A 24,310-nucleotide genomic window follows, 5' to 3' on the forward strand; every position below is an offset into this window, starting at 1 on the left:
CAAGGCACGACAGCGCATGGTGTTTTCCTGCATTGCCGCGTCATTCGACTACAATCGAATGACCGAGCCGCCAAGGACCGTGCGATGTGCCAGATCTTCACCTCTGCCGCCCCCGACCTCTACGCCAGCCGGGCGCGCGCGATCCGTTTGAGTGGCGTGGCAACCAGCCTACGGTTGGAGAACATCTACTGGCAGGCGCTGGAAGAGATCGGCGCCCGTGACGGGCTGAGCGTACCGCAACTGGTCAGCCGCCTGCACGATGAACTGGAGCAGGCTGGCACCCTGGGAGACCGTGCCAACTTCACCTCGTTCCTGCGCGTCACTTGCACCCGTTACCTTCAACTGCAACTGCAGGGACTGATTCCTGCATCACCTGAAGTGCCAATCCGGACGCTGGATGCATCGGCCGTACTCGCCGGCGAACGCAGGCACGCGCAGCGTCGGCAGGACAAATGCTCGAGCCGGATGGATGCGGCGCGTGCGGCATGACCGCCCGACACGTAACGATCAGACAATAAAAAACCCCGCACTGGGCGGGGTTCGGAACAAACACAGCAGCGGCAATCAGGCCGGTGCAGACGTACGGATCAGGTGATCGAAGGCCGCCAGGGAAGCCTTCGCGCCTTCGCCCATCGCAATGATGATCTGCTTGTACGGTACCGTGGTGCAATCGCCTGCCGCCAGCACGCCCGGCACCGAAGTCTGCCCCTTGGCATCAACGATGATCTCGCCGAAGCGGGTCAGTTCGAGCGTGCCTTTCAGGAAGTCGGTGTTGGGCAGCAGGCCGATCTGCACGAAGATGCCCTCGAGCTCGATGCGACGCACCTCATCGCTCTTGCGATCCTTGTAGACCAGGCCGTTGACCTTGTCCGCACCCGTAACCTCGGTGGTTTGTGCGCTCTTGATCACGGTAACGTTGGGCAGACTGTAGAGCTTTTTCTGCAGCACGGCGTCGGCGCGCAACTCGTCAGCGAACTCCAGCAAGGTGACATGCGCCACCACACCAGCAAGGTCGATCGCCGCTTCGACGCCCGAGTTGCCGCCGCCAATCACAGCAACGCGCTTGCCCTTGAACAGCGGGCCATCGCAGTGCGGGCAATAGGCCACGCCCTTGCCGCGGAATTCCTTCTCGCCCGGCACATTCATCTCGCGCCAGCGGGCACCGGTCGCCACGATCACGGCACGCGACTTCAGCACCGCGCCATTTTCGAGCTGCACCTCGGTCAGGGTCGCACCATCTTCACTGCCCGGCACCACCTTGGCGACGCGCTGCAGGTTCATGACGTCGACACCGTATTCCTTGACGTGCTCTTCCAGGCTGGCAACCAGTTTCGGACCTTCGGTGTACTTCACCGAAATGAAGTTCTCGATCGCCATCGTGTCCATGACCTGGCCACCGAACCGCTCGGCCACCACGCCGGTACGGATCCCCTTGCGCGCCGCGTAGATCGCCGCAGCCGCACCCGCCGGCCCACCGCCGACGACCAGCACGTCATATGCCGCCTTGTCGGACAGCTTCCTGGCATCGCGTTCGGCCGCGTTGTCATCAACCTTGGCGAGGATCTCGCCCAGTTCCATACGACCCTGGCCAAACTCCTTGCCGTTCAGGTATACCGTCGGCACCGCCATGATCTGGCGCTCCTCGACCTCGGCCTGAAACAGCGCGCCGTCGATCATCGTGTGACGGATATTGGGGTTGAGAATGGCCAGCAGGTTCAGCGCCTGCACCACGTCCGGGCAGTTGTGGCACGACAAGGAGATATAGGTCTCGAAATTGAACTCGCCTTCGAGGCCCTTGATCTGCTCGATCACATCGGCCTCGACCTTGGGTGGATAGCCTGCGGTCTGCAACAGCGCAAGGATCAGCGAGGTGAATTCATGCCCCATCGGCAGGCCGGCAAAACGCACGCGCCCTTCGCCCCCCTTGGGTGCCACCGAGAACGAGGGCTTGCGCTCATTGTCGTCGCGACGCTCGATCAGGGTGATCAGGCTGGACTGCTCGGCGACATCGCGCAGCAGTTCCTGCATTTCATGGGATTTTGCGCCATCGTCCAGCGACGCCACGATCTCGATCGGCTGCGTCACCCGCTCCAGGTAGGCTTTCAGTTGAGTCTTGATATTGGCGTCCAGCATGATGACTTCCTTCTTTCAATAGAGGGTCTGCCGATGTTTTCGGCAGGCCAGATACGACACAGCCGGCGTTTGGCCGGCTGCAGGGCATGCTGCCGGGGCACGACTGAGCCCCGGCGTAAAGGCGCGAAGCTTAGATCTTGCCGACGAGGTCGATGGACGGAGCCAGAGTCTTCTCGCCGTCCTTCCACTTGGCCGGGCAGACTTCGTTCGGGTGAGCCGCAACGTACTGGGCAGCCTTGAGCTTGCGCACGGTTTCGGTCACATCACGGGCGATGGCGTTGTCGTGAACTTCCATGGTCTTGATGATGCCGTTCGGATCGATCACGAAGGTGCCACGCAGTGCCAGGCCAGCTTCTTCGATATGCACGTCGAAGTTGCGGGTCAGGGTGTGGGTGGGGTCACCGACCAGCGCGAACTTGGCCTTGCCGACGGCCGGCGAGGTTTCGTGCCAGACCTTGTGCGAGAAGTGGGTGTCGGTGGTAACGATGTAGACTTCAGCGCCAGCCTTTTCGAATTCGGCGTAGTGGTCAGCCGCATCTTCGATCTCGGTCGGGCAGTTGAAGGTGAAGGCGGCCGGCATGAAGATCACCACGGACCACTTGCCCTTCAGGTCAGCTTCGGTCACTTCGATGAACTTGCCGTTCTTGAAAGCTTGGGTCTTGAAAGGCTTGACTTCGGTGTTGATCAGGGACATCTGATGCTCCTTGGCTGGTTGGACTAAAACGTTTGAAACGACTCGATGGGCAAATGATAGCCCTTCACATTGAATTGCTCTAATTGATAATAGAGATAGGGTCGATTGTTTTTGATTATCATCGAACCCATCTCGATCACCTGGATCGAAGTGCGGGCGCACGGAAACCGATCGCGCCAACGCCACTCGAAGGCCACGAGCAACTTATTCATCTTGCCAGACCTGATATGACAAAGCTACGCACCCTGATCGAATCGAACACTTTCCAGCGCTTCATCATTGCCGTGATCGTGATCAACGCCATCACCCTCGGGCTGGAGACATCAAGCGCCGCGATGGCCCGCTTTGGCGGGGTGCTGATGGCACTTGACCGCATCGCACTGGCCATCTTCGTGATCGAGATCGCCCTCAAGCTGATCGCCTACCGGCACCGTTTCTTCTGCAGCGGCTGGAACGTGTTCGACTTCAGCATCGTGGCCATCACCCTTGCCCCCACGGGCGAAGGCATGGCGGTACTACGGGCGCTTCGCATCCTGCGTGCACTCCGTCTGGTGTCGGTGGTGCCGTCGATGCGCAAGGTGGTCAATGCCTTGTTGCGCGCGATACCCGGCATGACGTCGGTGCTGACGCTGTTGCTGCTGGTGTTCTATGTTTCGTCAGTGATGAGCACCAAACTGTTCGGCGCAGCGTTTCCGGAATGGTTTGGCAGCATCGGCGCGTCGTTCTACACCCTGTTCCAGGTCATGACGCTGGAGTCGTGGTCGATGGGCATCGTACGGCCGGTCATGGAAGTGCATCCCCAGGCGTGGATCTTCTTCATCCTGTTCATCCTGCTGACCACCTTCGCCGTCCTCAACCTGTTCATCGCCATCGTGGTTGACGCGATGACCGTGGTCGAGCACAAGGAAGGGGAGGAGACCCGCGATCTGGTCACCGTCGATCATGGCGAACTGATGCGTGAAATGCGCGCGCTGCGGGCTGAGATTGCGGCGTTGCGGGCGCGCTCAACGGCGGACTGATCGCCAGCCCGGCGCGCGTGATGCTCCGTGCGCCGGGCGCTCCACTCGCAACAGCTTCAATCCACCGCGAGATGACGTCTCACCGAGATCTCGGCCCCCAGCCAGCCCAGAAAGGTCGCAAACAACACGATCACCACGGCTTCGCGCCATTGCGGCCCGGCAAGCGCGAACACGGCACCGTAAGTATCGGCCAGCGCGGCCACTGGCGCTGACAATGCGCGCACGCCCAGATGTACAGCACCCAGCGCCACCAGCCCGCCCAGCATGCCCTGCAAGCCACCGAACCAGTAAAACGGCCGGCGGATGAAGGGATCCGTCGCGCCCAGCAAGCGGCTGACCTCAATCTCGCTGCGCTGCGTCATGATCTGCAGCCGGATGGTATTGAAAGTCACGATCACCAGCGCAAAACCCAGCAAGCCAGCCAGCATCAGCACGGCAGAGCGCCCTAGCCCAAGCAGGGCATGCAGACGCTTCACCCAGCTGGAATCGAGCTGCACATGCGCCACCTTGGGCCAGGCCCGCATTTGCGCCGCCAGCGCATCGAACAAAACCGGGTCCTCGCTACGCAGGGTCACCACGAAGGCATCAGGCAGCGGATTGGCATTGAGCCCCCCCAGCACATCACCCAACCCGCCGCTGGCCAGTTGCTGCAAGGCTTCGTCACGCGGCACGAAACGGAAACTTGCCAGCTCGGGTTCGGCACGCAAGCGTTTCTCGATCTCGGCAGCATCGGCCTTGCCCGCCGCCGTATCCAGAAACACGCTGATCTCCGGCGTTCCCGATACGCCACGCGCCAGCGAGGCCACATTGTCGAGCAGCAGATACCCCCCCGCCGGCAAGGACAGCGCAATACCCATGACCAAGGCCGACAGCAACGTACCCACTGGCTGCCCTGCCAGCCTGCCCAATGCCTGGGCAATGGCCCTGACGTGCAGATAAAGCCAGTTACTCATGCAGCCTCCAGCAACTGACCCTTGGCCAGCGTCAGACGGCGCGGCGCAGATTCGGCGAACAGGGAAGCATCGTGAGTCGAGATCAGCACGGTCACACCCGCACGATTGAAGGATTTGAACAGATCGGCGATCTCCGTCGCATAGGCTGGATCGAGGTGGGCGGTCGGCTCGTCCGCAATCAGGATCGACGGCCGGTTGACGATGGCGCGGGCGATGGCCACCCGCTGTTGCTCGCCACCGGAGAGGCCGGCCGGCAACTCCTTCTCGCGTCCCGCCAGCCCCACCCGCTCGAGCGCCGCCGCCACCCGCTTGCTGGCATCCCCTGGCGGATGACCGGTGATCACCAGCGGCAACATGACATTATCAAAAACACTACGATCGAACAGCAGACGGCTCTCCTGCAACACCAGGCCAAGATTGCGACGCAAGTAGGGAATGGCCCGCCGCGGCAGCCGCGACACATCCTGCCCATTGATCAGCACCGTACCCGCGGTCGGCCGCTCGATTGCCGGAATCAACTTCAGCAAGGTGCTCTTGCCCGCACCGGAATGCCCGGACAACACCACGAGTTCGCCATGACGGATCTCGAAACTGATGCCAGCCAGCGCGGTATATCCGCCCGGGTAACGCTTGGCGACGCTGTCGAAGACGATCATGCAGTTCAGCCCTGTGCGCCAGATGAGCGTGCCGGCACCGGCTCGAACAGCGCATCGACGAACTCCCGCGCATGGAAAGGCTGCAAGTCGTCGATGCCTTCGCCCACACCGATGAAACGCAGTGGCTTGGGACACTGGCGTGCAATCGCGGCAAGCACGCCGCCCTTGGCGGTGCCATCGAGCTTGGTCACCACCAGCCCGGTGACGCCAATCGCCGCATCGAAGGCCTTGACCTGCGCCAGTGCGTTCTGGCCAATGTTGGCGTCAAGCACCAGGATGACCTCATGCGGCCCGCTGGGGTCGGCCTTGGCAATGACACGACGCACCTTGGCGATCTCCTCCATCAGGTGCAGCTGCGTCGGCAGGCGGCCGGCGGTATCGGCCAGCACGATGTCGATACCACGCGCACGCGCCGCGTTGATCGCATCGAAGATCACCGCAGCCGCATCGCCGCCATCCTGCGCAATCACGGTGACATTGTTGCGGTCACCCCAGGTCATCAACTGCTCGCGCGCCGCTGCGCGGAAGGTATCGCCCGCAGCCAGCAGCACACTCTTGCCCTGACTCTGGAAGTACTTGGCCAGTTTGCCGATCGAAGTCGTCTTGCCCGACCCATTGACCCCCGCAATCATGATGATGTACGGCTTGTGACCGGACACATCGAGCGGCTGATCCAGCGGCGCAATGATCTTGTGCAAACCATCGGCAAGCGCCTGCTGCAGCTGGTCGGCGGTTTCCAGCCGATCGCGCTTCCAGCGCAGACGCAGGTCATCGATCAGGTGCTGCGTGGCATCCACACCACAGTCGGCCATCAACAAGGTGGATTCGAGCTCTTCGAGCAGCTCTTCGTCGATCTTGCGCAGACCGAACAGGCTGGCGAGCCCGCCGCCCAGCTGCTGCCGGGTTCGCGCCAGCCCGGCCTTCAGCCGCTCGGCCCACGACCGCTTGGGTGGGGTCACTTCTGCGGCTACAACAACGGGAGGGGACGGCTGAACTGCTGGTGCTGGTGTTGGTGCGGGGTCGCGGTTGGGCTCAACGGCCTGCGGCCCGGGAGCGGCAACCGGCGTGGGCGCGACCTCAGCCGGCGGCGGGGCGGCGGGCACATCGGACTTGCCGGAATCGGTTTTGCCGGACTTCTTGAAGAAACCAAACATGGGCGCTCGAGTCAGAGGGGGCGTTCAGTGGAGTTTCCGGCGCAGCGCCGTCCAATGGTACGGGCGCAGCAAACCGGATGAGGCTAAGATGCGGCTCCGCGCATATCCGGCAACACGCCGGAGCCGCGCAAGGCGTCGCGAATTCTAACAGATGCAGGACATGTCCATGTTTCGTCTCCCCTTTCCCCGCCTGCTCACCGCGGCTACGGCCATGCTCGTCAGCCTGGGAGTGTTCGCCAATCCCTACGAGACCACGCTTGCAAACGGCATGAAAGTGGTCGTCAAGGAAGACCGTCGGGCCCCCTCCGTTGTCCACATGGTGTGGTACCGCACCGGCTCCATGGACGAACCCGAAGGGGTTTCAGGCGTCGCCCACGTCCTTGAACACATGATGTTCAAGGGCACCCGGGAAGTGGGCCCCGGCGAGTTCAACAAGCGTGTCGCAGCGGTTGGTGGTCGTGACAACGCCTTTACCAGCAAGGACTACACCGCCTACTTTCAGCAGATTCCCCCCGCCCACCTCGGCACCATGATGTCGCTGGAAGCCGACCGCATGCGCAACCTGATCATCACCGATGACGAGTTCGCACGCGAGATCGAAGTGGTCAAGGAAGAACGCCGCCTGCGCACCGACGATCAGCCACGCGCGCTGGTCTATGAGCAGCTGATGGCAACCGCCTTTCAGGCACACCCCTATCGTCGTCCGGTGATCGGCTGGATGACCGATCTCGAGGCAATGAAGGCCGAGGACACGCGCGAGTGGTACCGGCGCTGGTACGCACCCAACAACGCCTACCTGGTCGTGGTCGGCGATGTTGACCATCAGACGGTGTTCGATCTGGCCGGCCAGCATTACGGCCCGATCGAGGCCACCCCGCTGCCCGAGCGCCGCATCAGCCGCGAACCCGATCAACGCGGGCAGCGCAGCACTCATGTGCGCGCCCCCGCCGAGCTCCCCTACCTGGCCATGGCCTGGCAGGTTCCCGCGCTGCGCAATCCCGCAACCGACCGCGATGCCTACGCTCTGCAGGTACTCGCAGCGGTGCTTGATGGGTATGACGGGGCGCGGCTCAATCGCCGCCTGGTACGCGAGCGCCAGATTGCCGTATCGGCCGGCGCCGGCTATGACGGCAGCGGTCGCGGTCCATCGCTGTTCTACCTCGACGGCGTACCGGCCGCCGGCCAGTCGGTCGACGATCTTGAAGCCGCCTTACGTGTCGAACTGCATCGCATCCGCGAGCACGGCATCGATGCTGAAGAGCTCAACCGGGTCAAGACCCAGGCCCTGGCAGCCAAGGTCTTCAAGCGTGACTCGCTGATGGGTCAGGCCATGGAGATCGGCTTCATGGAAGCCGCAGGGCTTTCGTGGCGCGACGACGAACGTCTGCTCGAGGGCATCAAGGCAGTCACCGCTGAAGAGGTCCGCTCGGTCGCACAACGTTATTTCAGCGACGACACCCTGACCATTGCCCGTCTTCAGCCCCAACCACTGGAGCAGAAACGCCCGCGCTCGCCGCTGTCCTCGGGCCGCCACTGATCATCATGCAGAAAGACACGCTCATGCCCCCTCTCAAGTCACACGCCGCGTCGCCCATCGCCCGCCTGCGGCGCACCCTATTCACGCTCGCAGCAGGCCTGCTGCTGCTCGACACCCCGGCATTCGCTGCCCCTCCCATCGTGCAATGGACCGCCCCCTCGGGCGCACGGGTCAATTTTGTCGAAAGCCGCGCCCTGCCGCTGCTCGACATCCAGATCGACTTTGCCGCCGGTAGCGCCCTCGACCCCGCCGACAAGGCCGGGCTTGCCGGCCTGACCCGGGGCCTGTTCGAGGCCGGCGCGGGCACGCTCGACGAACAGGGCATCTCCGACCGCATCGCCGACATCGGTGCGCAGATCGGCGGCAGCACCGACAACGATCGCAGCAGCCTGTCGATCCGCAGCCTGTCATCAGCCAGCGAGCGCGACGCAGCAGTGGAGCTGGCCGCACTGTTGCTGAGCCAGCCCACCTTCCCGGCGGCAATCCTGGAGCGGGAGCGGACCCGCGCCATTGCCGGTCTGCGCGAAGCCCTGACCAAGCCGGCCACCCTGGCCGCACGCAGTTTCAACCAGGCCCTGTTCGCCGGCCACCCCTATGGCACCACCACCACCGAAGCGTCGCTCAAGGCCATTGCACGAGAAGACCTCAGCGCCTTTCACCGGCGTTACTTCAACGCGGCCAACGCATCGGTGACCATCGTCGGCGACATCGACCGGGCGGGTGCCGAGCGGATTGCACAACAGCTCACCCAGGCGCTGCCGGATTCAGCTGCAACGACGCCGTCGCTGCCTCAGCCCAAGCTGCCCGCGGCGGAAGTCATCCGCATTCCCCACCCCTCGGCCCAGGCGCACATCCTGGTCGGTCAGCCGGGTCTCTCGCGCGAGGATCCGGACTACTTCCCGCTACTGGTCGGCAACTACATCCTGGGTGGCGGCGGTTTCGTCTCCCGCCTGACGCACGAGGTACGGGAAAAGCGTGGCTTTGCCTATAGCGTTTACAGTTATTTCGCACCTCAGCGCGTGGCCGGCCCCTTCCAGATCGGCCTGCAGACCCGGGGCTCGCAAACCGAAGACGCGCTCAAGGTCGTGCGTCAGACGCTCGACACCTTCATTGCCGAGGGCCCCACCGAGGCCGAACTGCAAGCCGCGCGCGACAACATGATCAACGGCTTCGGTTTGCGCCTGGATTCCAACCGCAAGATCCTGGACCACATCGCAATGATCGGCTTTTACCAGCTGCGTCCGGACTGGCTGGATCATTATCCGCAGGCTGTAGCCGCGGTCACCCGCGAACAGGTGCAGGATGCCTTCGCCCGACGCATCCGCCCCGCACACCTGATTACAGTGATTGCGGGCGGTGACGGTGACACCGCGGCCGCCGCGACCACGCCGCGGGCAGCTCGATGAGCCGGGTCCGCATCGTAGGCGGAGCGTGGCGTTCGCGCCTGCTTGACGTCCCACATGCAAGTGGCCTGCGCCCTACACCTGACCGCGTACGTGAAACCCTGTTCAACTGGCTGGGCCAGGATCTGGACGGTCTGAACTGCCTCGACCTGTTCGCCGGCACCGGCATCCTGGGTTTTGAGGCCGCCTCCCGGGGCGCCGCACAGGTGACCTTGGTGGAAAAGGATGGAGGGGCGGTCGACGCCCTGCGCAAGGCCGCAGAAACCCTGAAGGCGTCGCAGGTAGAGATCATCCGCGGCGATGCGGTAAAATTCGTGCAATCCACGTCTCGGAAGTTCGATGTCGTGTTTCTCGACCCGCCCTATCGACAAGGCTGGCTCGAGCGCGTAGCGCCATTGCTGAACCGGATCATGCAGCCGGACGGCTGGATCTACGCAGAGTCGGAGGCGCCGGTGGCGCACCTTGGCGACTGGCAGACGGTCAAGCAGGGCCATGCCGGCCAGGTCCATTTCCATCTTCTGCAAGGAAAGCAGGAATGAAGGATGCGTTGGCGGTTTATCCCGGGACGTTCGACCCCTTTACCCGCGGTCACGAAGATCTCGTGCGGCGGGCGGCCTTGCTGTTCAACCGCGTCATCGTAGCGGTCGCGGCCAGCAGCGGAAAGGGGCCGATCTTTACCCTGGAGGAGCGGGTCGAGCTGGCCCGTGAAGTCGTCAGACCCTTCGACAATGTCGAGGTTGTCGGCTTCGACGGCCTGTTGATGGATTTCATGCGGGCTCAAAAGGCCCGAGTCATCCTGCGCGGGCTGAGGGCGGTGTCGGACTTCGAATACGAGTTCCAGATGGCTGGCATGAATCGCAAGATGCATCCGGACGTCGAAACCGTATTTCTGACCCCTGCCGAGGAGTACATGTTCATCTCTGCGACGATGGTGCGCGAAATTGCCCGACTGAACGGAGATGTCAGCAAGTTTGTGCAGCCAGGCGTGTTTGCCCGGCTGCAGCAAAAAGTGAATTCAAAGCGATAGCAAGGAAGCAAACCACCATGTCCCTGATCATCACCGACGAATGCATCAACTGCGACGTCTGCGAACCCGAATGCCCCAACGGCGCCATCTCGCAGGGCGACGAAATCTACGAGATCGACCCCAACAAATGCACCGAATGCGTCGGCCATTTCGATGAACCGCAGTGTCAGCAGGTGTGCCCGGTCGACTGTATTCCGCTCGACCCCAACCATGCCGAGACCAAGGAACAGCTGATGGAGAAGTTCATCAAGCTGACCGCCAAGAACTAAGGGTCCGCTCGGCCGACACGATTCGAGGCCATGCAGACAAAAGGCCGATGGCGTCACCTGACGCCATCGGCCTTTTGTCTTTACTGGAGCCCGGCTCAGGCCGCCATCGACTGGGCTGACACTGCCTCTACCTGCAAACCCAGCGCCTGACCAATCGCCGCCTGCATCTGCTCCAGCTCGGTGATCAGCGACAACACCCCGGCTTCGGCCTGCTTGAGCTCATCGACCCGGTCTTCGAGCGTATCGGTTGCCTGATGGATGCGCTTGACCGATTCCAGGCGACGCTTGAGCTGCAACTGATATTCACGCACCTGGGTTTCCAGCGGTGACATCACTGCCCGCAACCACTGCTCGACGTCTCGATTGGCCAACTCGAACGTGCGCCGGGCCTGCACCGCGATGGTCTCGAAGAACTTCTGGGTCAATGCATGCTTTTCAGTGGTGACCAATGTCAGCGTGGTATTGATCTGGCGATTGAAAGCCTTTTCCAGACGATCCAGTTCGGCCTCGTAGCGCTGGGTCGAAAACGCCTCGGGCGAAGTCAGCTTGAGCCCGTGTTCGACGCTGAAACGCTTGTACATGCTGTCCAGCATGTTGGTGATCTCACCAATCTCTGCCGACGACTGCGCCAGGTTGCCGCGCAGGTGCTCGAAGAAACCCTCCATCGCGCCACGCAAGCCCTTGGAAAAGGTGGACTCGAGCATTGCCTCACGCGTGCGCCGGGTCTCGTCGCGCAAGGCATCCATCCCCAGATGCGCCAGCAGGTTGTTGGTCAGGTTGGAGAACACCGAACGCACCGCATAGTACTTCTGCAGGCCTTGTTCGAATTCATCCTTTTCGACCCGGATCTTGCGCATCATGTATTCGATGACGTTCTGGTTCTTGCCGCGCAGATCGGTCAGCTCGCGCAATTGCTCGCGCACGCCAACCAGGCGAGCCTCGAGCAGCGCCCGGGTCTGCTGGACCAGATCGGCCGTTTCTCCAACCGTGTTGTCGCGCACGATCTGCTGCTTGGTGGGCAGCAGGTCTTCAGACAATGCTCGTTCGAGCTCACCCAGGCGGCTGCGCTCGAGCAGCGCTGCATCACCATTGATGCGGGCCACCAGGCCTTTCTGGGCGGAGACCGGGAAAACCGCACCCTCATCCACTTCCAGGGTTTCAGCCACGGTGCGGACCTGACGGTCGAGCTCAGCCTGGATCTGGCTTTCCTCCCGCAGCCCGTCCCACAGACCGTCGATTTTGTTGAGCACCACCAACCGGCCCTTCTGGCGGCTTTGCCCATTGGTCACGTAATCCCGCCACACCGCCAGATCGCTCTGGGTCACGCCGGTATCGGCCGCCAGGATGAACAGGACGGCGTGAGCATTGGGCAACAAGGACAGGGTCAGTTCTGGTTCGGCACCAATCGCGTTCAGACCCGGCGTGTCGAGCACCACCAGCCCCTGCTCGAGCAGGGGATGCGGAAACTGGATCACCGCATGGCGCCAACTGGGCACCTCGACCAGACCATCGGCCCCAGGCTTGAGCCCTTCCTCGCCCTTCGGGTCAACCTTGAACCCCAGGCGCTCGGCTTCGTCCTGGGTCACACGCTCAACCTCACCCACCCGCGCCAGCGCAGTTTGCAGCTCACCGGCCGAATCTGCCGCCAGCGGCTCGACCGTCCACGCCTCGGGCGTACGCTTGAGCTCGCTGACAGGCGCTTGCAAGGCCCGCGTCGCAATCGGCAGCAGGCGCAACTCAGGTCGGGCACCGGGTGACCACTGCAGCTCGGTCGGGCACATCGTCGTGCGCCCCGCACTCGACGGCAGGATGCGGTCACCGTAATCGGAAAAGAAGATGGCGTTGATCAACTCGGACTTGCCGCGCGAGAACTCGGCAACGAAAGCGATGGTGAGCTTGTCCTCGCGCAGGCGATCCACCAGGTACTGCAGACGCAGGTCTGCCTGTGCATCGCCGACATCGTTGCGCGACAACCAGTTGCGCAACTTGGTCACCGCATCGATCGCGCCGCCCCGCCAACGGCCATAGGCGGAAAACTGTTCTGCCAAAGTCATGTTTGCTCACCCGTTTCCGTGCCGCGACGCTGATCGCGACATCACTCCATCAGCATAGCGCCCTTCGTCCCACCTTGCCACGTCTACAGCGCATTGGCGACGACAACCGGACTGAGGACGAAAGATACCCTATCGCCCGCGGCGCTGACACTGCGGGCAATAATAGGTCGCCCGCTGCCCACTGACGATACGCTGGACGGGCGTCGCGCAAACCTTGCACGCCAGGCCCTCCCGACCATACACAAAATACTGCTGCTGGAAATAGCCCGGCTGCCCATCACCACCGACAAAATCCCGCAAGGTACTGCCACCCGCCTCGATGGCTGCAGACAACGTGAGCTTCACCTCATCGGCCAGGCGCCGGTACCGCGCCACGCCGATCCTGCCTGCCTGCTCGAGCGGATGGATGCGCGCACGGAACAGACTCTCCGACGCATAGATATTGCCCACACCAACAACCCTGCGACCATCCATCAGCACATGCTTGACGGGGGCACGCAAACCCCGGCTGATGCGGTACAACCAGTCACCATCAAAGGCCTCGCTCAAGGGTTCCGGCCCCAGGTGCGACAACAGCGCATGACTGGCAAGCTCACCAGGCTGCCACAACACCAGGCCGAAGCGGCGCGGGTCACGCAGACGCAACGCAAATGCCCCGAACACAAGGTCCACATGATCATGCACGCCTGCCGGCTCGTCCGCCGCCACGATACGCAGGCTGCCGGACATGCCCAGATGCACGATCACACAACCCTCCGCGAAATGGAGAAGCAGGTACTTTGCACGACGCCCGACATGCAATAGCTGCTGTCCCGGCAGGACATGTCGCAGCACATCCGGCACCGGCTGGCGCAGTCGCGGGTTGCGCACCACGACGGCAGACACCACATGCCCCTCGACGTGTGGACGGATGCCTCGACAGGTGGTCTCGACTTCGGGAAGTTCAGGCATGGGGTTCCTGCAGACAAGGGTGAATACACAGGCAGCTTGCCGCCAAGCAGGCAATATGCCTACCATGAAGCGAACCGAATTCTAGTTCAGCCCTCCAATGCGAAACAGTCGCGGCACGCCCGCGCCGGTCGCGGAACTGCCATCAACCGCCACACCGCCGAGCCACGAATACCGCCGGACCCCGACATGAAACGCTCGATTGCACGCCACCTCGCCCAACTTGGCACCTGCCTCACCCTGGGAATCGCCACCGCTCTGCCTGCGCATGCCGAGGAAGTCGAGCCGGTTGAGGAGGTCACCACCAGTGCGCTTCCCATCCAGGAGCTGACCCCGCAGACGCTCTACCGCTTCCTGCTTGCGGAAATCGCCGGCGCCCGGGGCCAGCTCGGCGTCTCGGCCCAACTCTATCTCGAGCTTGCGCGCAGCACACGCGACCCGCGTATTGCCCGCCGCGCCACCGAAATCGCCCTGTTTGCACGCAACGCCGACATGGCGACCGAAGCCGCTCGCATCTGGAACGAGGCCGACCCCGCCTCCGAAGAAGCCAAGCGCCTGCTAACCGGCGTCATCAGCGGACACGGCGGCCGCACCGAGGACATCCAGACCCAGCTTGCCCGCGCACTGGCGCAGGCACCGGCCAATCTGTCGGCCAACCTGATGGGGCTCAATCGCGCACTGGCGCGCCTGCCAGACAAGGCCGTTGCACAATCGATGGTCTTCCGCCTGACCGAGCCTTATCTGGAGCACCCCGAGGCCCACTTCGCCCGCGCCCAGGCGGCCGCGATCGCCGAACGCCCGATGGAGTCGCTGGCCGCCATTGATGGCGCCCTGGCGCTGAACAAGGACTGGGAGCCTGCCATCCTGTTCAAGGCACAGCTGATGATTCAGAGTGGCGCCAGCATCGAAGCGGGTCACCTGCTGCAGGAGGCGCTGAAGGCCCAACCTGCAAACCGCAACCTGCGCCTCGCCCACGCCCGCAGCCTGATCGCCGCCAAACAGTTCAAGGCCGCACGCGACGAGTTCCGCCAGTTGCTCGACGAAGCCCCCAACGACCGCGACACGCTATACACCCTTGCCCTGCTGTCCCTGCAGCTGGAGGACACTGACGCGGCCGAGTCCTTGCTGTCCCGGGCGCTGGAAGCCGGCCACCCGGAAGCCGACAGCATCCGCCTGCATCTTGGCCAACTTGCCGAGAAGCGCAACAACGGCACGGAGGCTCGACGCTGGTTCGACAGCGTGGAATCCGGCAAGCACTATGCCGAGGCACGCATCCGCAGCGCCCAGAGCCTGGCGCGAGAAGGGCGCATAGACGAAGCCCGCGCATTGCTGCAGCGCTCGACCGACAGCGACAATCCTCGCCGCTTCGTGCTGGCGGAAACCCAGCTCTTGCGCGATGCGGGGCGCACTGCCGAAGCCTTCGAGCGGATTGACGAGCTGCTCCGTGCCGCGCCCGACGACCATGACCTGCTCTACGAGTCGGCCATGCTCGCCGAGCAACTCGACCGCATCGACATCATGGAGGCCCGGCTGCGCAAACTGATTGCCCTCGCCCCCGACAATGCCCATGCCCACAACGCGCTGGGCTATTCGTTTGCGGACCGCGGCCTGCGCCTCGATGAGGCCGAAGCCCTGATCGCCCGCGCACTCGAGCTTGCGCCGGACGATGCCTTCATCCTCGACAGCATGGGCTGGGTACGATTTCGCCAAGGCGACAAGGCCGGGGCGCTGAGTTACCTTGAGCGCGCCTATGGCCTGCGCGCCGATCCGGAAATCGCCGCTCACCTCGGAGAAGTGCTGTGGCTGCTGGACCGCCGGGACGACGCCGGCCGGGTCCTGGACGAAGCCCTGTCCGCCCATCCGGACAACAAGAGCCTGCGCACCGTAACCGAACGCCTGCGCAAACCATGACGCCATGCAAGTCGGGAGGGGGCTGGTCGCGGTCTCTGGCACTGTGCGCCAGCATCGCGCTGTCTGCCTGCTCCACCACGCCCCCCTCCGCAGTGCCCGCCATCGCCGCGCGCACTGCGCATCCGGCATTCGAACTGGAGGGCAGACTGTCAGCCAATGACGAACACCGCAGCGTGTCCGGCCCCTTCGACTGGCGTCATACCCCCCTGCACGACCAGTGGACAGCCTACAGTCCGCTGGGCCAGATCCTCGCCGAACTCCATGCCACACCCTCTGGAGCCGAACTGACACTGGCCGACGGCCAGCGCCTTGGCGCCGCCAGCGTTGCCGAACTGCTACCCGCACTGATCGGCATCGACCTGCCCTTCGCACAACTGCCCGGTTGGGTGCAGGCCGTGCCAGACGGCAGTGCCGAAGTGAGACACACCGATGGCCAGGGCCGCCCCGCGCTGGTCTTCGATCGAGGCTGGCGGATCGACTACACCGAATACCAGGACCCGGCGCCCGGCGCCCTGCCCCGCCGCATCGACATTTCCCGCGGCGAAGCCCGCATCCGCCTCATCATCGATCGATGGTCACCTCAACCTTGAACCCCGCACTCCTGGGCTGCCTCGCCCCCGCCAAGCTCAACCTGTTCCTGCATGTGATCGGCCGCCGCCCCGACGGCTACCACTTGCTGCAGACCGCGTTCCGGCTGATTGACTGTGGCGACAGGCTGGATTTCCATGTGCGCACCGACGGAAGCATTCACCGCACCACCGCACTTGCCGGGGTCCCGGAGGAGCAGGACCTTGTCGTCCGTGCCGCAAGACGGCTGCAGCAATACACCGGCTGCGGCCTGGGCGCCGACATCGCGGTACACAAGCATCTGCCGATGGGGGGCGGCCTGGGCGGCGGCAGCTCGGACGCTGCTACGACACTGATGGCACTCAATCATCTGTGGCGCACCGGACTGGACCGTCACACACTGCAGACACTGGGGCTGGAGCTGGGCGCCGACGTCCCGTTCTTCATCTATGGACGGGACGCCTTTGCCGAAGGCGTAGGCGAACGCTTTCAGCCACTGGCCCTGCCCCCGGCCTGGTACGTCGTGATCGCACCAGGGGTCAGTGTGCCGACCGCCGAAATTTTTTCTTCAAAAGACTTGACGAGAGATACAGTCCCCATCAAAATAGCGGACTTCACAACGAGCACTACCCGGAACGACCTGCAAGCAACAGCCTGCAAGCTGTACCCGGAAGTGAGCGAGACGATCAACTGGCTGGCGCAATTTGCATCGGCACGGATGACCGGATCAGGCGCTTGTGTGTTTGCGGAAGTGAAAGACGAATTGACCGCACAGGACATCGTCGATCGCTGCCCGGCACGCTGGACAGCCTGGAAGGCCAGAAGCCTTGCGGAGCATCCGATGCATCGTCTCAGTGAGTGAAAAGGTTTCAATTGGGGAGTCGCCAAGTTGGTCAAGGCACCGGATTTTGATTCCGGCATTCGAAGGTTCGAATCCTTCTTCCCCAGCCATACAACGACGGGCAGGCCTCAGGCCTGCCCGAGTCGTTTTTGAAGACGATTTCATTCTATCGGCATCGGAGATTCGGTCATGCCCTACGGCAGCCTGATGGTCTTCACTGGCAACGCCAACCCCAAGCTGGCTTCTGACGTTGTCCGGCGACTGGGCATTTCCCTCGGCTCGGCCACTGTTGGCCGCTTCTCCGACGGTGAAGTCAACGTTGAACTCCTCGAGAACGTGCGCGGCAAGGATGTCTTCATCCTTCAACCCACCTGCGCACCGACCAACGAGAACCTGATGGAGATGCTGGTCCTGGTCGACGCCCTCAAGCGCGCCTCGGCCGGTCGCATCACCGCAGCCATCCCCTACTTTGGTTATGCCCGTCAGGACCGTCGCCCACGCTCGGCGCGTGTCCCGATCACGGCCAAGGTGGTCGCCAACATGCTCCAGGCGGTGGGCGTACAGCGCCTGCTGACCATGGACCTTCATGCGGACCAGATCCAGGGTTTCTTCGACATCGCGGTAGACAACGTCTACGCCGCCCCGGTGTTGCTGGCCGACCTCGACAAACAGAAATACGACGACCTGATGGTGGTCTCGCCTGACGTCGGCGGCGTGGTTCGCGCCCGCGCCTTCGCCAAGCGCCTGGAGTGTGACCTCGCGATCATCGACAAGCGCCGCCCCAAGGCCAATGTCTCCGAAGTCATGAACATCATCGGCGAGGTCGAAGGCCGCACTTGCGTGATCATGGACGACATCGTCGATACCGCAGGCACGCTGTGCAAGGCCGCCGGCGCGCTCAAGGCCAATGGTGCCAAGCGCGTACTGGCCTACTGTACGCATGCGGTACTGTCCGGTGCCGCTGTGTCGCGCATCAATGATTCCGAGCTCGACGAACTGGTCGTCACCGACACCATTCCGCTGCGGGATGACGCCAAGGCAAGTGGTCGCATCCGCCAGGTTTCGGTCGCATCCCTGCTGGCAGACACCATGCTGCGCATCAGCAACGAGGAATCCGTCTCCTCGCTGTTCATGGAATGACTTTCTGCCCGCGACCTGTCGCGGGCTTTTTCATCCCTGCCTGGTCGCGGGCAGGGAAATTCAACCGGAGCTGTAAACATGAACATCACTTTCAAGGCCACCAAGCGTGATCTGCAGGGAACGAGTGCGAGCCGCCGCCTGCGTCGCGCCGGCCAGGTACCGGGCATCATCTACGGTGGCGAACAAGCTGCCCAGCCGGTGCTGATGGACCACAATGAACTCTTCCATCTGCTGAAGAAAGAAGCGTTCCACGCATCCGTGCTCAGCATCGATGTCGAAGGCGCCAAGGAAACCGTGGTGCTGCGTGACACCCAGTGGCACGCCTTCAAGCCGCAAGTCCTGCATCTGGACTTCCAGCGCGTTGACGCCACCCACGCCATCCACCTGAAGGTGCCGCTGCACTTCGTGAATGGCGAAAACAGCCCGGCCGTCAAGCTCGGCGGCTGCATCATCGCCCACGTGCAGACCGAACTCGACGTCAAGTGCCTGCCGTCCGCCCTGCCCGAGTTCCTGACCGTCGATCTGTCGTCGCTCGAAGTCGGCCAGTCCATCCACGCTTCGCAGATCAGCCTGCCCGCCGGTGTCGAAGTCGCTGCTCACGGCGACCCCGTCCTGGCCAGCGCTCAGCAGACCCGTGGCAGCATCTCCGCCGAAGGCGAAGAAGCCTCGGCCTGATGCCAGCTGCTGCCCGCCGGGAAAACCGAGCCTGACCCACGATGACGACCGCGACCCCGCGTCCGCCCCGTCTCGTTGTCGGTCTCGGCAATCCTGGCAGCGAGTATTCCGAAACCCGGCACAATGCCGGGTTTTGGTTTTGTGAGCGCCTTGCCGACAAGCTCGGCGTGCGCTTCTCGCACGAATCCCGTTTTCACGGTCTGGTCGCCAATGCGCGCGACGCAGGCGTGTGGCTGCTGATGCCACAGACCTTCATGAACCGCTCGGGTCAGGCCATTGGCGCCCTTGCGCGTTTCTACCGTATCGAACCGGCAGAAATCCTGCTGGTGCACGACGAACTCGATGTTCCACCCGGCCAGTTACGCCTCAAGTTCGGCGGCGGCCTTGGCGGACACAATGGACTGAAGGACACCTCAGCCCACCTCAACACCAACGACTACTGGCGTCTGCGTATCGGCATCGGCCATCCCGGCGATCGCAACGAGGTCGTCAACTACGTACTCAAGCCCGCCCGCCGCGAAGAGCAGACCCAGATTGACGAGGCCATCGACCGCGCCCTGCTCGCCTGGCCCACACTGGCCCGGGGCGACTGGAACAGCGCCACGCAACGCCTCAATGCCCGGCCGGCCGCCGCCAAGCCGCCCAAGGCCCCCAAACCGCCCAGACCCGCAGCAGATAACGCGGGTGCGCCCGGCACCACCAAGGACGAAACCCAGCCATGAGCCTGAAATGCGGAATCGTCGGCCTGCCCAACGTTGGCAAGTCGACCCTGTTCAACGCCCTGACCAAAGCCGGCATCGAAGCCGCCAACTACCCCTTCTGCACCATCGAGCCCAATGTCGGGATTGTCGAAGTGCCGGACCCGCGCCTGGCCGCCCTGTCCGAAATCGTCAAACCGCAGAAGATCCAGCCCGCCATCGTCGAGTTCGTCGACATTGCCGGTCTCGTTGCCGGTGCGTCCAAGGGTGAAGGCCTCGGCAACCAGTTCCTCGCCAACATCCGCGAGACCGACGCCATCGTCCACGTGGTGCGCTGCTTCGCGGACGACAATGTGGTGCACGTCTCCGGCAGCGTCGATCCCATCCGCGACATCGAAGTCATCGACACCGAATTGGCACTTGCCGACATGGCCACCGTCGACAAGGCCCTGAACCGCTACAAGCGCCCTGCCGCTGCCGGCGACAAGGAAGCCAAGGCCCTGGTCGCGGTGCTCGAGAAGTGCATCGCCCAGCTCGACCAGGCCAAGCCGGTACGCGCACTCGATCTGGCCAAGGAAGAACTCGCGCTGATCAAGCAATTCTGCCTGATCACCCAGAAGCCGGTGCTGTACGCCGCCAACGTCGCCGAAGACGGTTTCCAGAACAACCCCCACCTTGAGGCAGTGCGTGCCCACGCTGCCGCCGAAGGCGCCCAGGTTGTTGCCCTGTGCGCCGCCATCGAGGCCGAAATCGCCGACCTGGAAGACGCCGACAAGAAAGACTTCCTCGAGTCCATGGGCCTGGAAGAACCCGGGCTGGATCGGCTGATCCGTGCCGGCTACAAGCTGCTCGGCCTGCAGACCTACTTCACCGCCGGGGTCAAGGAAGTCCGCGCCTGGACCATCCACGTTGGCGACACCGCACCGCAGGCCGCCGGCGTCATCCACACCGATTTCGAACGCGGCTTCATCCGCGCCCAGACCATCGCCTTCGAGGACTTCATCCAGTTCAAGGGCGAGGCCGGCGCCAAGGAGGCCGGCAAGATGCGGGCCGAAGGTAAGGAGTACGTGGTAAAGGATGGCGACGTACTGAACTTTCTGTTCAACGTCTGATTCAAGCAAGCCATTCAGGCGATTGCATCTGCTTGCAGGTGTATCGCCGAAACTGACGCAAAGCCCCGTGGATACGGGGCTTTTTCATTTCAACTCGTTGCATGAAACGACACTTGATAGCGCTGCGCAAGTGAATACGGGCGTGTATATGGATCGTGCGTCAGACCGATGAAGGTGTATACGATGAAGCCCTGAGGACGAACAGGAGAGCTTCACGATGCTGACAGATGCCCAGTGCCGAGCCGCCAAGCCCAGAGAAGGCTGGAGTTCCCAGGATTGAGTAGAGGCGTTGGCCGTGACATTGACGAACAGTTGGATGGGGTAGATGAAGTAGCCCTTGGTCTTGATGGCGTCATCTTTGGCGGCCGCGATGTTTGAATCATTGTCTGCCATCGCGGCGTAATTGACGGATGCATCGCCGCCGGTGATGTATCAGGCTTAACGATTGAACGGGAGGAAATGGGGTGTTACGGGAAGATACCGAGGTCTATCTTCCGGCTTTTGTCGCCTTGGGTCGATAGAAATCCTTGCTTCTTCAGGCGGTTGCCGACGTATCGCCCATCTTCTATCGCCCATCTATCGACGATAGAACGCAGGTTGTCCGATAGGCTGTTCATGCCACCGCCCAGTACCGCCGCCAGCGGTTGTTGCCCTCAAACCGGACCTCCCCCCGTTCGATCAGCTCTTCCAGTGCGCGCTTGACTTGCTTGGGATGGATCTCGCCGCCGATTCGCTGGTGGATGTCACTGATGGCCGACCTGGGGTAGCGCTGCAGGTCTTCCAAGACCAGCGCGGCCAGGCGGTGTGGCTCAATGCGTTTGAGGGTGGTCTCGCCGGTGAACTGGAGGCTGCGCAGCAGGCTTGGATCAACAAAGTAGCGTGTTGCCTGGGTACGCCCAGTGCTTTGCACCAACTGCCAGTCCAGTAGGCGCTTTAGCCAAGGTTGCAATGCTTCAACCGATGGCAGTTCAAGCGACGTTGCCAGTTCGCGTGCCGTCAGGGCATCGTGTTGCGCCAACAGGCCCAATGCGATCCTCTCGCGCTGCGTGAGCTGGTAGGTCTGATCTGCTTTCGCAATGAAGTCGATGACCTCGGGCTTGAGGATGCGGCGGCGCACTGTCACCTGCACACGATCGTGGGTCTCGATCAACTCGGGAGCCGGGCGGCCCTGTGAGAGCAGCACCTCGAAGATCTTGTCGAAGCCGCTGCCTTCCCGCTCCATCAGTTTCAAGTCATGGAACAGGCGTGCCAGGTGTTCATTACGGCGGACCGTGGTGTGGAGCACGTTCTGGGGTGAGACGCCCAGCGGTAGCGGTCCAGGATTGACCACTTCCAGCCGGTCTGGATGCAGGTTCAAGAAGATGTCACCGCGCTGGGTGTAGGGACGATGTACCAATGCGTTGACCAATAACTCGCGCACCACGATTTCATCGAAAGCGGGCACGTTCTGACGGTACAGGCCATCGGGCAGCTCGTAGCGCTCGCGGAAGTCTGGCACCCCCTGCCAGACCGCTTCGATCAACTCCATCGGGCTTTGCGTGTGGTCGTCCCAGACCAGCTTGTTGACCTTCTGTCCGTGCTCGTCGTACTTGATGAACTGGATGACCGGAGCGGTGGTCAGTTGAGCGCGATGATGCTGGCGACCGAGACTGAGCACACCCAGGTTGGTGAGGCTCGGTCCTTGTGCGAGCTGATAGTGATCGAGCAGTTCGTCGTCAGACTTCTCCTTCACGGAAGGCTTGACGCGATCCGATGCGCGCAAGGCTGCAAGCAGCTTGTCGCGTTTGGCGAGATCAATCTCGGTACGTGAAACGTGCAAGGTGGTTTGCGTTTCCCACGGTAATGCAGAACGCTCACTGGCGAGACGCATAACGTCATCACCCGTCACGGGCTTGCTTTGATCGGCCACGCGCAGGAAGTAGCGGCCGTCCGTGGTGGATGCAACGGCCATGGCGCGCGGAACTCGCAATTCGATGTATTGGCCGCCATTCGGGGCGATGGTGACATCCGGCAGCACCGTCACGTTAACGGTGCGCTCTGCCAGCTTGCGACGCAGTGTGTCTGGCAGGTCTGGAGGGATACGCTGATCGGCGGGAGGCTCGCTCTGGCCATCCTCGATCCCCAGCAGTAGGCGGCCACCGGTTGCATTGGCAAAGGCAATGCAATCCTTGGCGATTTCGTTCCAGTCCGCCGTCTTGCCGATCACAGCCCGCAAGGACTTCTGATCAAGGAGTTGCCCTTCCAAGCTCACGCGTCACCTTTTCCTGCTGGATTCATTTTTGTTCGCTCCCATCGCCCGATTCTTCATCGGCACCTCCCGCTCGCACCCACTCATCCACTTCCGAGAGCTGGAACTTCCACAGCCGCCCTACGCGGTGAGCGGGCAGACCCTTGCGCTCGCGCCAGCGGTACACGGTGTCCTTGGCCACGCCCAAGTGCTGGGCGACGTGCTCGGCGGTAACCCACGGTTCTGTACTCATGTCGTTGGCGCTCGGATTATGCAATTCAAAGTCGTCTTAAATCGTTTGAAGTCTACCATTTAGGTGCTGTGGAAGCATCCCGATTGCCTTTGACTGCGTTCGCTGTAAGTTGAATGTGGTAACAAAGGGCGCAGCACCACACTGTCACCACCATGGCGACACAATGCTGCCACAGAGCCCCCACATTACCACCATCATCCTTGCCACACTTTCAACACCTTGTTCCCATAAGGTTGACACCCTGCTGCTGCCATCCAACCACACTGTTCACACAGTGGGCCCGCAGCCCGATCTGATCGCACAGACAATTTTTCCTGATCACAAAGACCCATACCCCGTTACTCCCTAACCTGGGCACAAGATAAGCAATAACAGTCGAGGGATTTGGAATGTACGTTGTGCAACTTTGGAATGTACGTGGCCGGAAATAAGCTTTTCGCTGCCTGATCATGTGCCCGAACAACAATGCATTGGAAAGAACGTTGTGCCTTGTTGGAAAGAACGTAGTACCAGATAGGGAGTAACGGGGCATGTGACCATGCTAAAAGTCATTGCGATCAGCGCAGCACGATTTGGAAACCCGACAGATGGAAACAGCGCATTTTTGCCTAATCAGTTGGCGGCATGTCCGCTTTTCCGCTGAGTCGCCAAGCCGTTTTCCTGATGTTTCATGGCCCTTGATCCCCGACTACGCATCGGCCTGAAGCTGATGGAAATCAGAAAGACCAGAGGGTGGTCGCAAGAACGCCTGGCACTGGAAAGTGGCTTGGCGCGCAGCTATCTGGGGGGCGTTGAGCGTGGGCAACGCAACATCGCCTTACTCAACATCTTCAAGCTGGCCGAGGCGCTGGGGGTGGAGCCTTCAGTACTACTGGAGGCTCCAGCTGCCGGACAGGAGCCAGCTCCGTAACATCGTAGCGCTACGGTATCGTAACGTTACGATGGTCACCGCCTGATCGCTGGCGGCAGCTATCGCAGCCATCTGCCTTCAAGAATAAATAAAGTCCACTACAATGACACTTAAGCGATTTTTTTTGCG

The 24,310-nt window shown here is 62.3% G+C and carries 24 protein-coding genes and 1 tRNA gene; 16 read left to right on the forward strand and 9 right to left on the reverse strand.

Annotated features, from left to right (window positions below):
• The first annotated feature begins 84 nt into the window (after window positions 1-84).
• Complete coding sequence (locus DNK49_RS06410; protein ID WP_110523503.1) at window positions 85-489, forward strand: ribbon-helix-helix domain-containing protein; 405 nt, start codon at window positions 85-87, stop codon at window positions 487-489.
• 75 nt (window positions 490-564) lie between these two features.
• Here the strand turns inward: DNK49_RS06410 and ahpF are convergent, their stop codons facing one another.
• Window positions 565-2,133: an alkyl hydroperoxide reductase subunit F gene (ahpF, locus tag DNK49_RS06415; RefSeq protein ID WP_110523504.1), complete on the reverse strand. Its 1,569-nt coding sequence runs from the start codon at window positions 2,131-2,133 to the stop codon at window positions 565-567.
• Between the two features lie 130 nt (window positions 2,134-2,263).
• Complete coding sequence (gene ahpC, locus DNK49_RS06420) at window positions 2,264-2,827, reverse strand: alkyl hydroperoxide reductase subunit C (protein WP_110523505.1); 564 nt, start codon at window positions 2,825-2,827, stop codon at window positions 2,264-2,266.
• Between the two features lie 227 nt (window positions 2,828-3,054).
• Between ahpC and DNK49_RS06430 the strand changes: the two genes are divergently transcribed.
• On the forward strand, window positions 3,055-3,846 hold the full coding sequence (locus DNK49_RS06430; protein WP_110523507.1) for an ion transporter: 792 nt from the start codon (window positions 3,055-3,057) through the stop codon (window positions 3,844-3,846).
• 56 nt (window positions 3,847-3,902) lie between these two features.
• Here the strand turns inward: DNK49_RS06430 and ftsX are convergent, their stop codons facing one another.
• Genes ftsX through ftsY form a run of 3 tightly spaced genes read right to left on the reverse strand, consistent with a single transcriptional unit; the run spans window position 3,903 to window position 6,609 of the window.
• Window positions 3,903-4,799, reverse strand: coding sequence for a permease-like cell division protein FtsX (gene ftsX, locus DNK49_RS06435; protein ID WP_110523508.1), 897 nt, complete (start codon window positions 4,797-4,799; stop codon window positions 3,903-3,905).
• Entirely contained in the window at window positions 4,796-5,455 is a 660-nt protein-coding gene (locus DNK49_RS06440) for a cell division ATP-binding protein FtsE (RefSeq protein ID WP_110523509.1), read from the reverse strand. Before DNK49_RS06440 ends, ftsX begins: the two co-directional genes overlap by 4 nt.
• 5 nt (window positions 5,456-5,460) lie before the next feature.
• Window positions 5,461-6,609, reverse strand: coding sequence for a signal recognition particle-docking protein FtsY (gene ftsY, locus DNK49_RS06445; RefSeq protein ID WP_110523510.1), 1,149 nt, complete (start codon window positions 6,607-6,609; stop codon window positions 5,461-5,463).
• 166 nt (window positions 6,610-6,775) lie between these two features.
• Here ftsY and DNK49_RS06450 point away from each other — a divergent pair, with 166 nt between their 5' ends.
• From DNK49_RS06450 to DNK49_RS06470, 5 genes are read left to right on the forward strand one after another with little or no spacing between them, the layout of a single operon-like run.
• Window positions 6,776-8,146 carry a M16 family metallopeptidase gene (locus tag DNK49_RS06450; protein ID WP_110523635.1) on the forward strand — a complete coding sequence of 457 codons (1,371 nt, stop codon included), beginning with the start codon at window positions 6,776-6,778 and terminating at the stop codon, window positions 8,144-8,146.
• A 23-nt stretch (window positions 8,147-8,169) separates the two neighbouring features.
• Window positions 8,170-9,552, forward strand: coding sequence for a M16 family metallopeptidase (locus DNK49_RS06455; RefSeq protein WP_110523511.1), 1,383 nt, complete (start codon window positions 8,170-8,172; stop codon window positions 9,550-9,552).
• The gene (gene rsmD, locus DNK49_RS06460) at window positions 9,549-10,088 is read left to right on the forward strand and encodes a 16S rRNA (guanine(966)-N(2))-methyltransferase RsmD (RefSeq protein WP_110523512.1); all 540 of its coding nucleotides are present in this window, start codon (window positions 9,549-9,551) and stop codon (window positions 10,086-10,088) included. The genes DNK49_RS06455 and rsmD overlap by 4 nt, the downstream gene beginning before the upstream one ends.
• A complete protein-coding gene (gene coaD, locus DNK49_RS06465) occupies window positions 10,085-10,576 on the forward strand; it encodes a pantetheine-phosphate adenylyltransferase (RefSeq protein WP_110523513.1) in 492 nt (163 codons plus the stop codon). The genes rsmD and coaD overlap by 4 nt, the downstream gene beginning before the upstream one ends.
• A 17-nt stretch (window positions 10,577-10,593) precedes the next feature.
• Window positions 10,594-10,845 (forward strand): YfhL family 4Fe-4S dicluster ferredoxin, encoded by a 252-nt coding sequence (locus DNK49_RS06470; RefSeq protein WP_110523514.1) that lies wholly within the window; start codon window positions 10,594-10,596, stop codon window positions 10,843-10,845.
• A gap of 95 nt (window positions 10,846-10,940) precedes the next feature.
• On the opposite strand, the gene DNK49_RS06475 is transcribed toward DNK49_RS06470, so the two are convergent.
• Both DNK49_RS06475 and mutM read right to left on the reverse strand, forming a co-directional pair.
• Complete coding sequence (locus DNK49_RS06475) at window positions 10,941-12,899, reverse strand: dynamin family protein (RefSeq protein WP_110523515.1); 1,959 nt, start codon at window positions 12,897-12,899, stop codon at window positions 10,941-10,943.
• A 129-nt stretch (window positions 12,900-13,028) separates the two neighbouring features.
• Entirely contained in the window at window positions 13,029-13,850 is an 822-nt protein-coding gene (gene mutM / locus DNK49_RS06480; protein WP_110523516.1) for a bifunctional DNA-formamidopyrimidine glycosylase/DNA-(apurinic or apyrimidinic site) lyase, read from the reverse strand.
• Between the two features lie 186 nt (window positions 13,851-14,036).
• Between mutM and DNK49_RS06485 the strand changes: the two genes are divergently transcribed.
• The 8 genes from DNK49_RS06485 to ychF all read left to right on the forward strand — a co-directional run bounded on the left by DNK49_RS06485 (window position 14,037) and on the right by ychF (window position 20,791).
• Window positions 14,037-15,758 carry a tetratricopeptide repeat protein gene (locus tag DNK49_RS06485; protein ID WP_110523517.1) on the forward strand — a complete coding sequence of 574 codons (1,722 nt, stop codon included), beginning with the start codon at window positions 14,037-14,039 and terminating at the stop codon, window positions 15,756-15,758.
• The gene (gene lolB / locus DNK49_RS06490) at window positions 15,755-16,348 is read left to right on the forward strand and encodes a lipoprotein insertase outer membrane protein LolB (protein WP_110523518.1); all 594 of its coding nucleotides are present in this window, start codon (window positions 15,755-15,757) and stop codon (window positions 16,346-16,348) included. The genes DNK49_RS06485 and lolB overlap by 4 nt, the downstream gene beginning before the upstream one ends.
• Window positions 16,345-17,187, forward strand: a complete 843-nt coding sequence (ispE, locus tag DNK49_RS06495; RefSeq protein ID WP_424444965.1) for a 4-(cytidine 5'-diphospho)-2-C-methyl-D-erythritol kinase — start codon at window positions 16,345-16,347, stop codon at window positions 17,185-17,187. The genes lolB and ispE overlap by 4 nt, the downstream gene beginning before the upstream one ends.
• Window positions 17,188-17,199: 12 nt before the next feature.
• Window positions 17,200-17,276, forward strand: a tRNA-Gln gene (locus DNK49_RS06500).
• Window positions 17,277-17,355: 79 nt separating this feature from the next.
• Entirely contained in the window at window positions 17,356-18,306 is a 951-nt protein-coding gene (locus DNK49_RS06505) for a ribose-phosphate pyrophosphokinase (RefSeq protein ID WP_110523520.1), read from the forward strand.
• Window positions 18,307-18,384: 78 nt separating this feature from the next.
• Window positions 18,385-18,981, forward strand: coding sequence for a 50S ribosomal protein L25/general stress protein Ctc (locus DNK49_RS06510; RefSeq protein WP_110523521.1), 597 nt, complete (start codon window positions 18,385-18,387; stop codon window positions 18,979-18,981).
• 41 nt (window positions 18,982-19,022) lie between these two features.
• On the forward strand, window positions 19,023-19,703 hold the full coding sequence (gene pth, locus DNK49_RS06515; protein ID WP_110523522.1) for an aminoacyl-tRNA hydrolase: 681 nt from the start codon (window positions 19,023-19,025) through the stop codon (window positions 19,701-19,703).
• Window positions 19,700-20,791 carry a redox-regulated ATPase YchF gene (gene ychF, locus DNK49_RS06520; protein WP_110523523.1) on the forward strand — a complete coding sequence of 364 codons (1,092 nt, stop codon included), beginning with the start codon at window positions 19,700-19,702 and terminating at the stop codon, window positions 20,789-20,791. Before pth ends, ychF begins: the two co-directional genes overlap by 4 nt.
• 613 nt (window positions 20,792-21,404) lie before the next feature.
• Here ychF and DNK49_RS06530 read toward each other — a convergent pair.
• Together DNK49_RS06530 and DNK49_RS06535 are read right to left on the reverse strand one after the other, a co-directional pair.
• A complete protein-coding gene (locus tag DNK49_RS06530; protein ID WP_110523525.1) occupies window positions 21,405-23,042 on the reverse strand; it encodes an ATP-binding protein in 1,638 nt (545 codons plus the stop codon).
• Window positions 23,043-23,064: 22 nt separating this feature from the next.
• Window positions 23,065-23,271: a helix-turn-helix domain-containing protein gene (locus tag DNK49_RS06535; RefSeq protein ID WP_043218891.1), complete on the reverse strand. Its 207-nt coding sequence runs from the start codon at window positions 23,269-23,271 to the stop codon at window positions 23,065-23,067.
• Between the two features lie 670 nt (window positions 23,272-23,941).
• On the opposite strand from DNK49_RS06535, the gene DNK49_RS06540 reads away from it, so the two are divergent.
• A complete protein-coding gene (locus tag DNK49_RS06540) occupies window positions 23,942-24,181 on the forward strand; it encodes a helix-turn-helix domain-containing protein (protein WP_110523526.1) in 240 nt (79 codons plus the stop codon).
• The last annotated feature ends 129 nt before the right edge of the window (window positions 24,182-24,310 follow it).

The organism is Parazoarcus communis SWub3 = DSM 12120 (assembly GCF_003226565.1).
GTDB lineage: Bacteria > Pseudomonadota > Gammaproteobacteria > Burkholderiales > Rhodocyclaceae > Parazoarcus > Parazoarcus communis.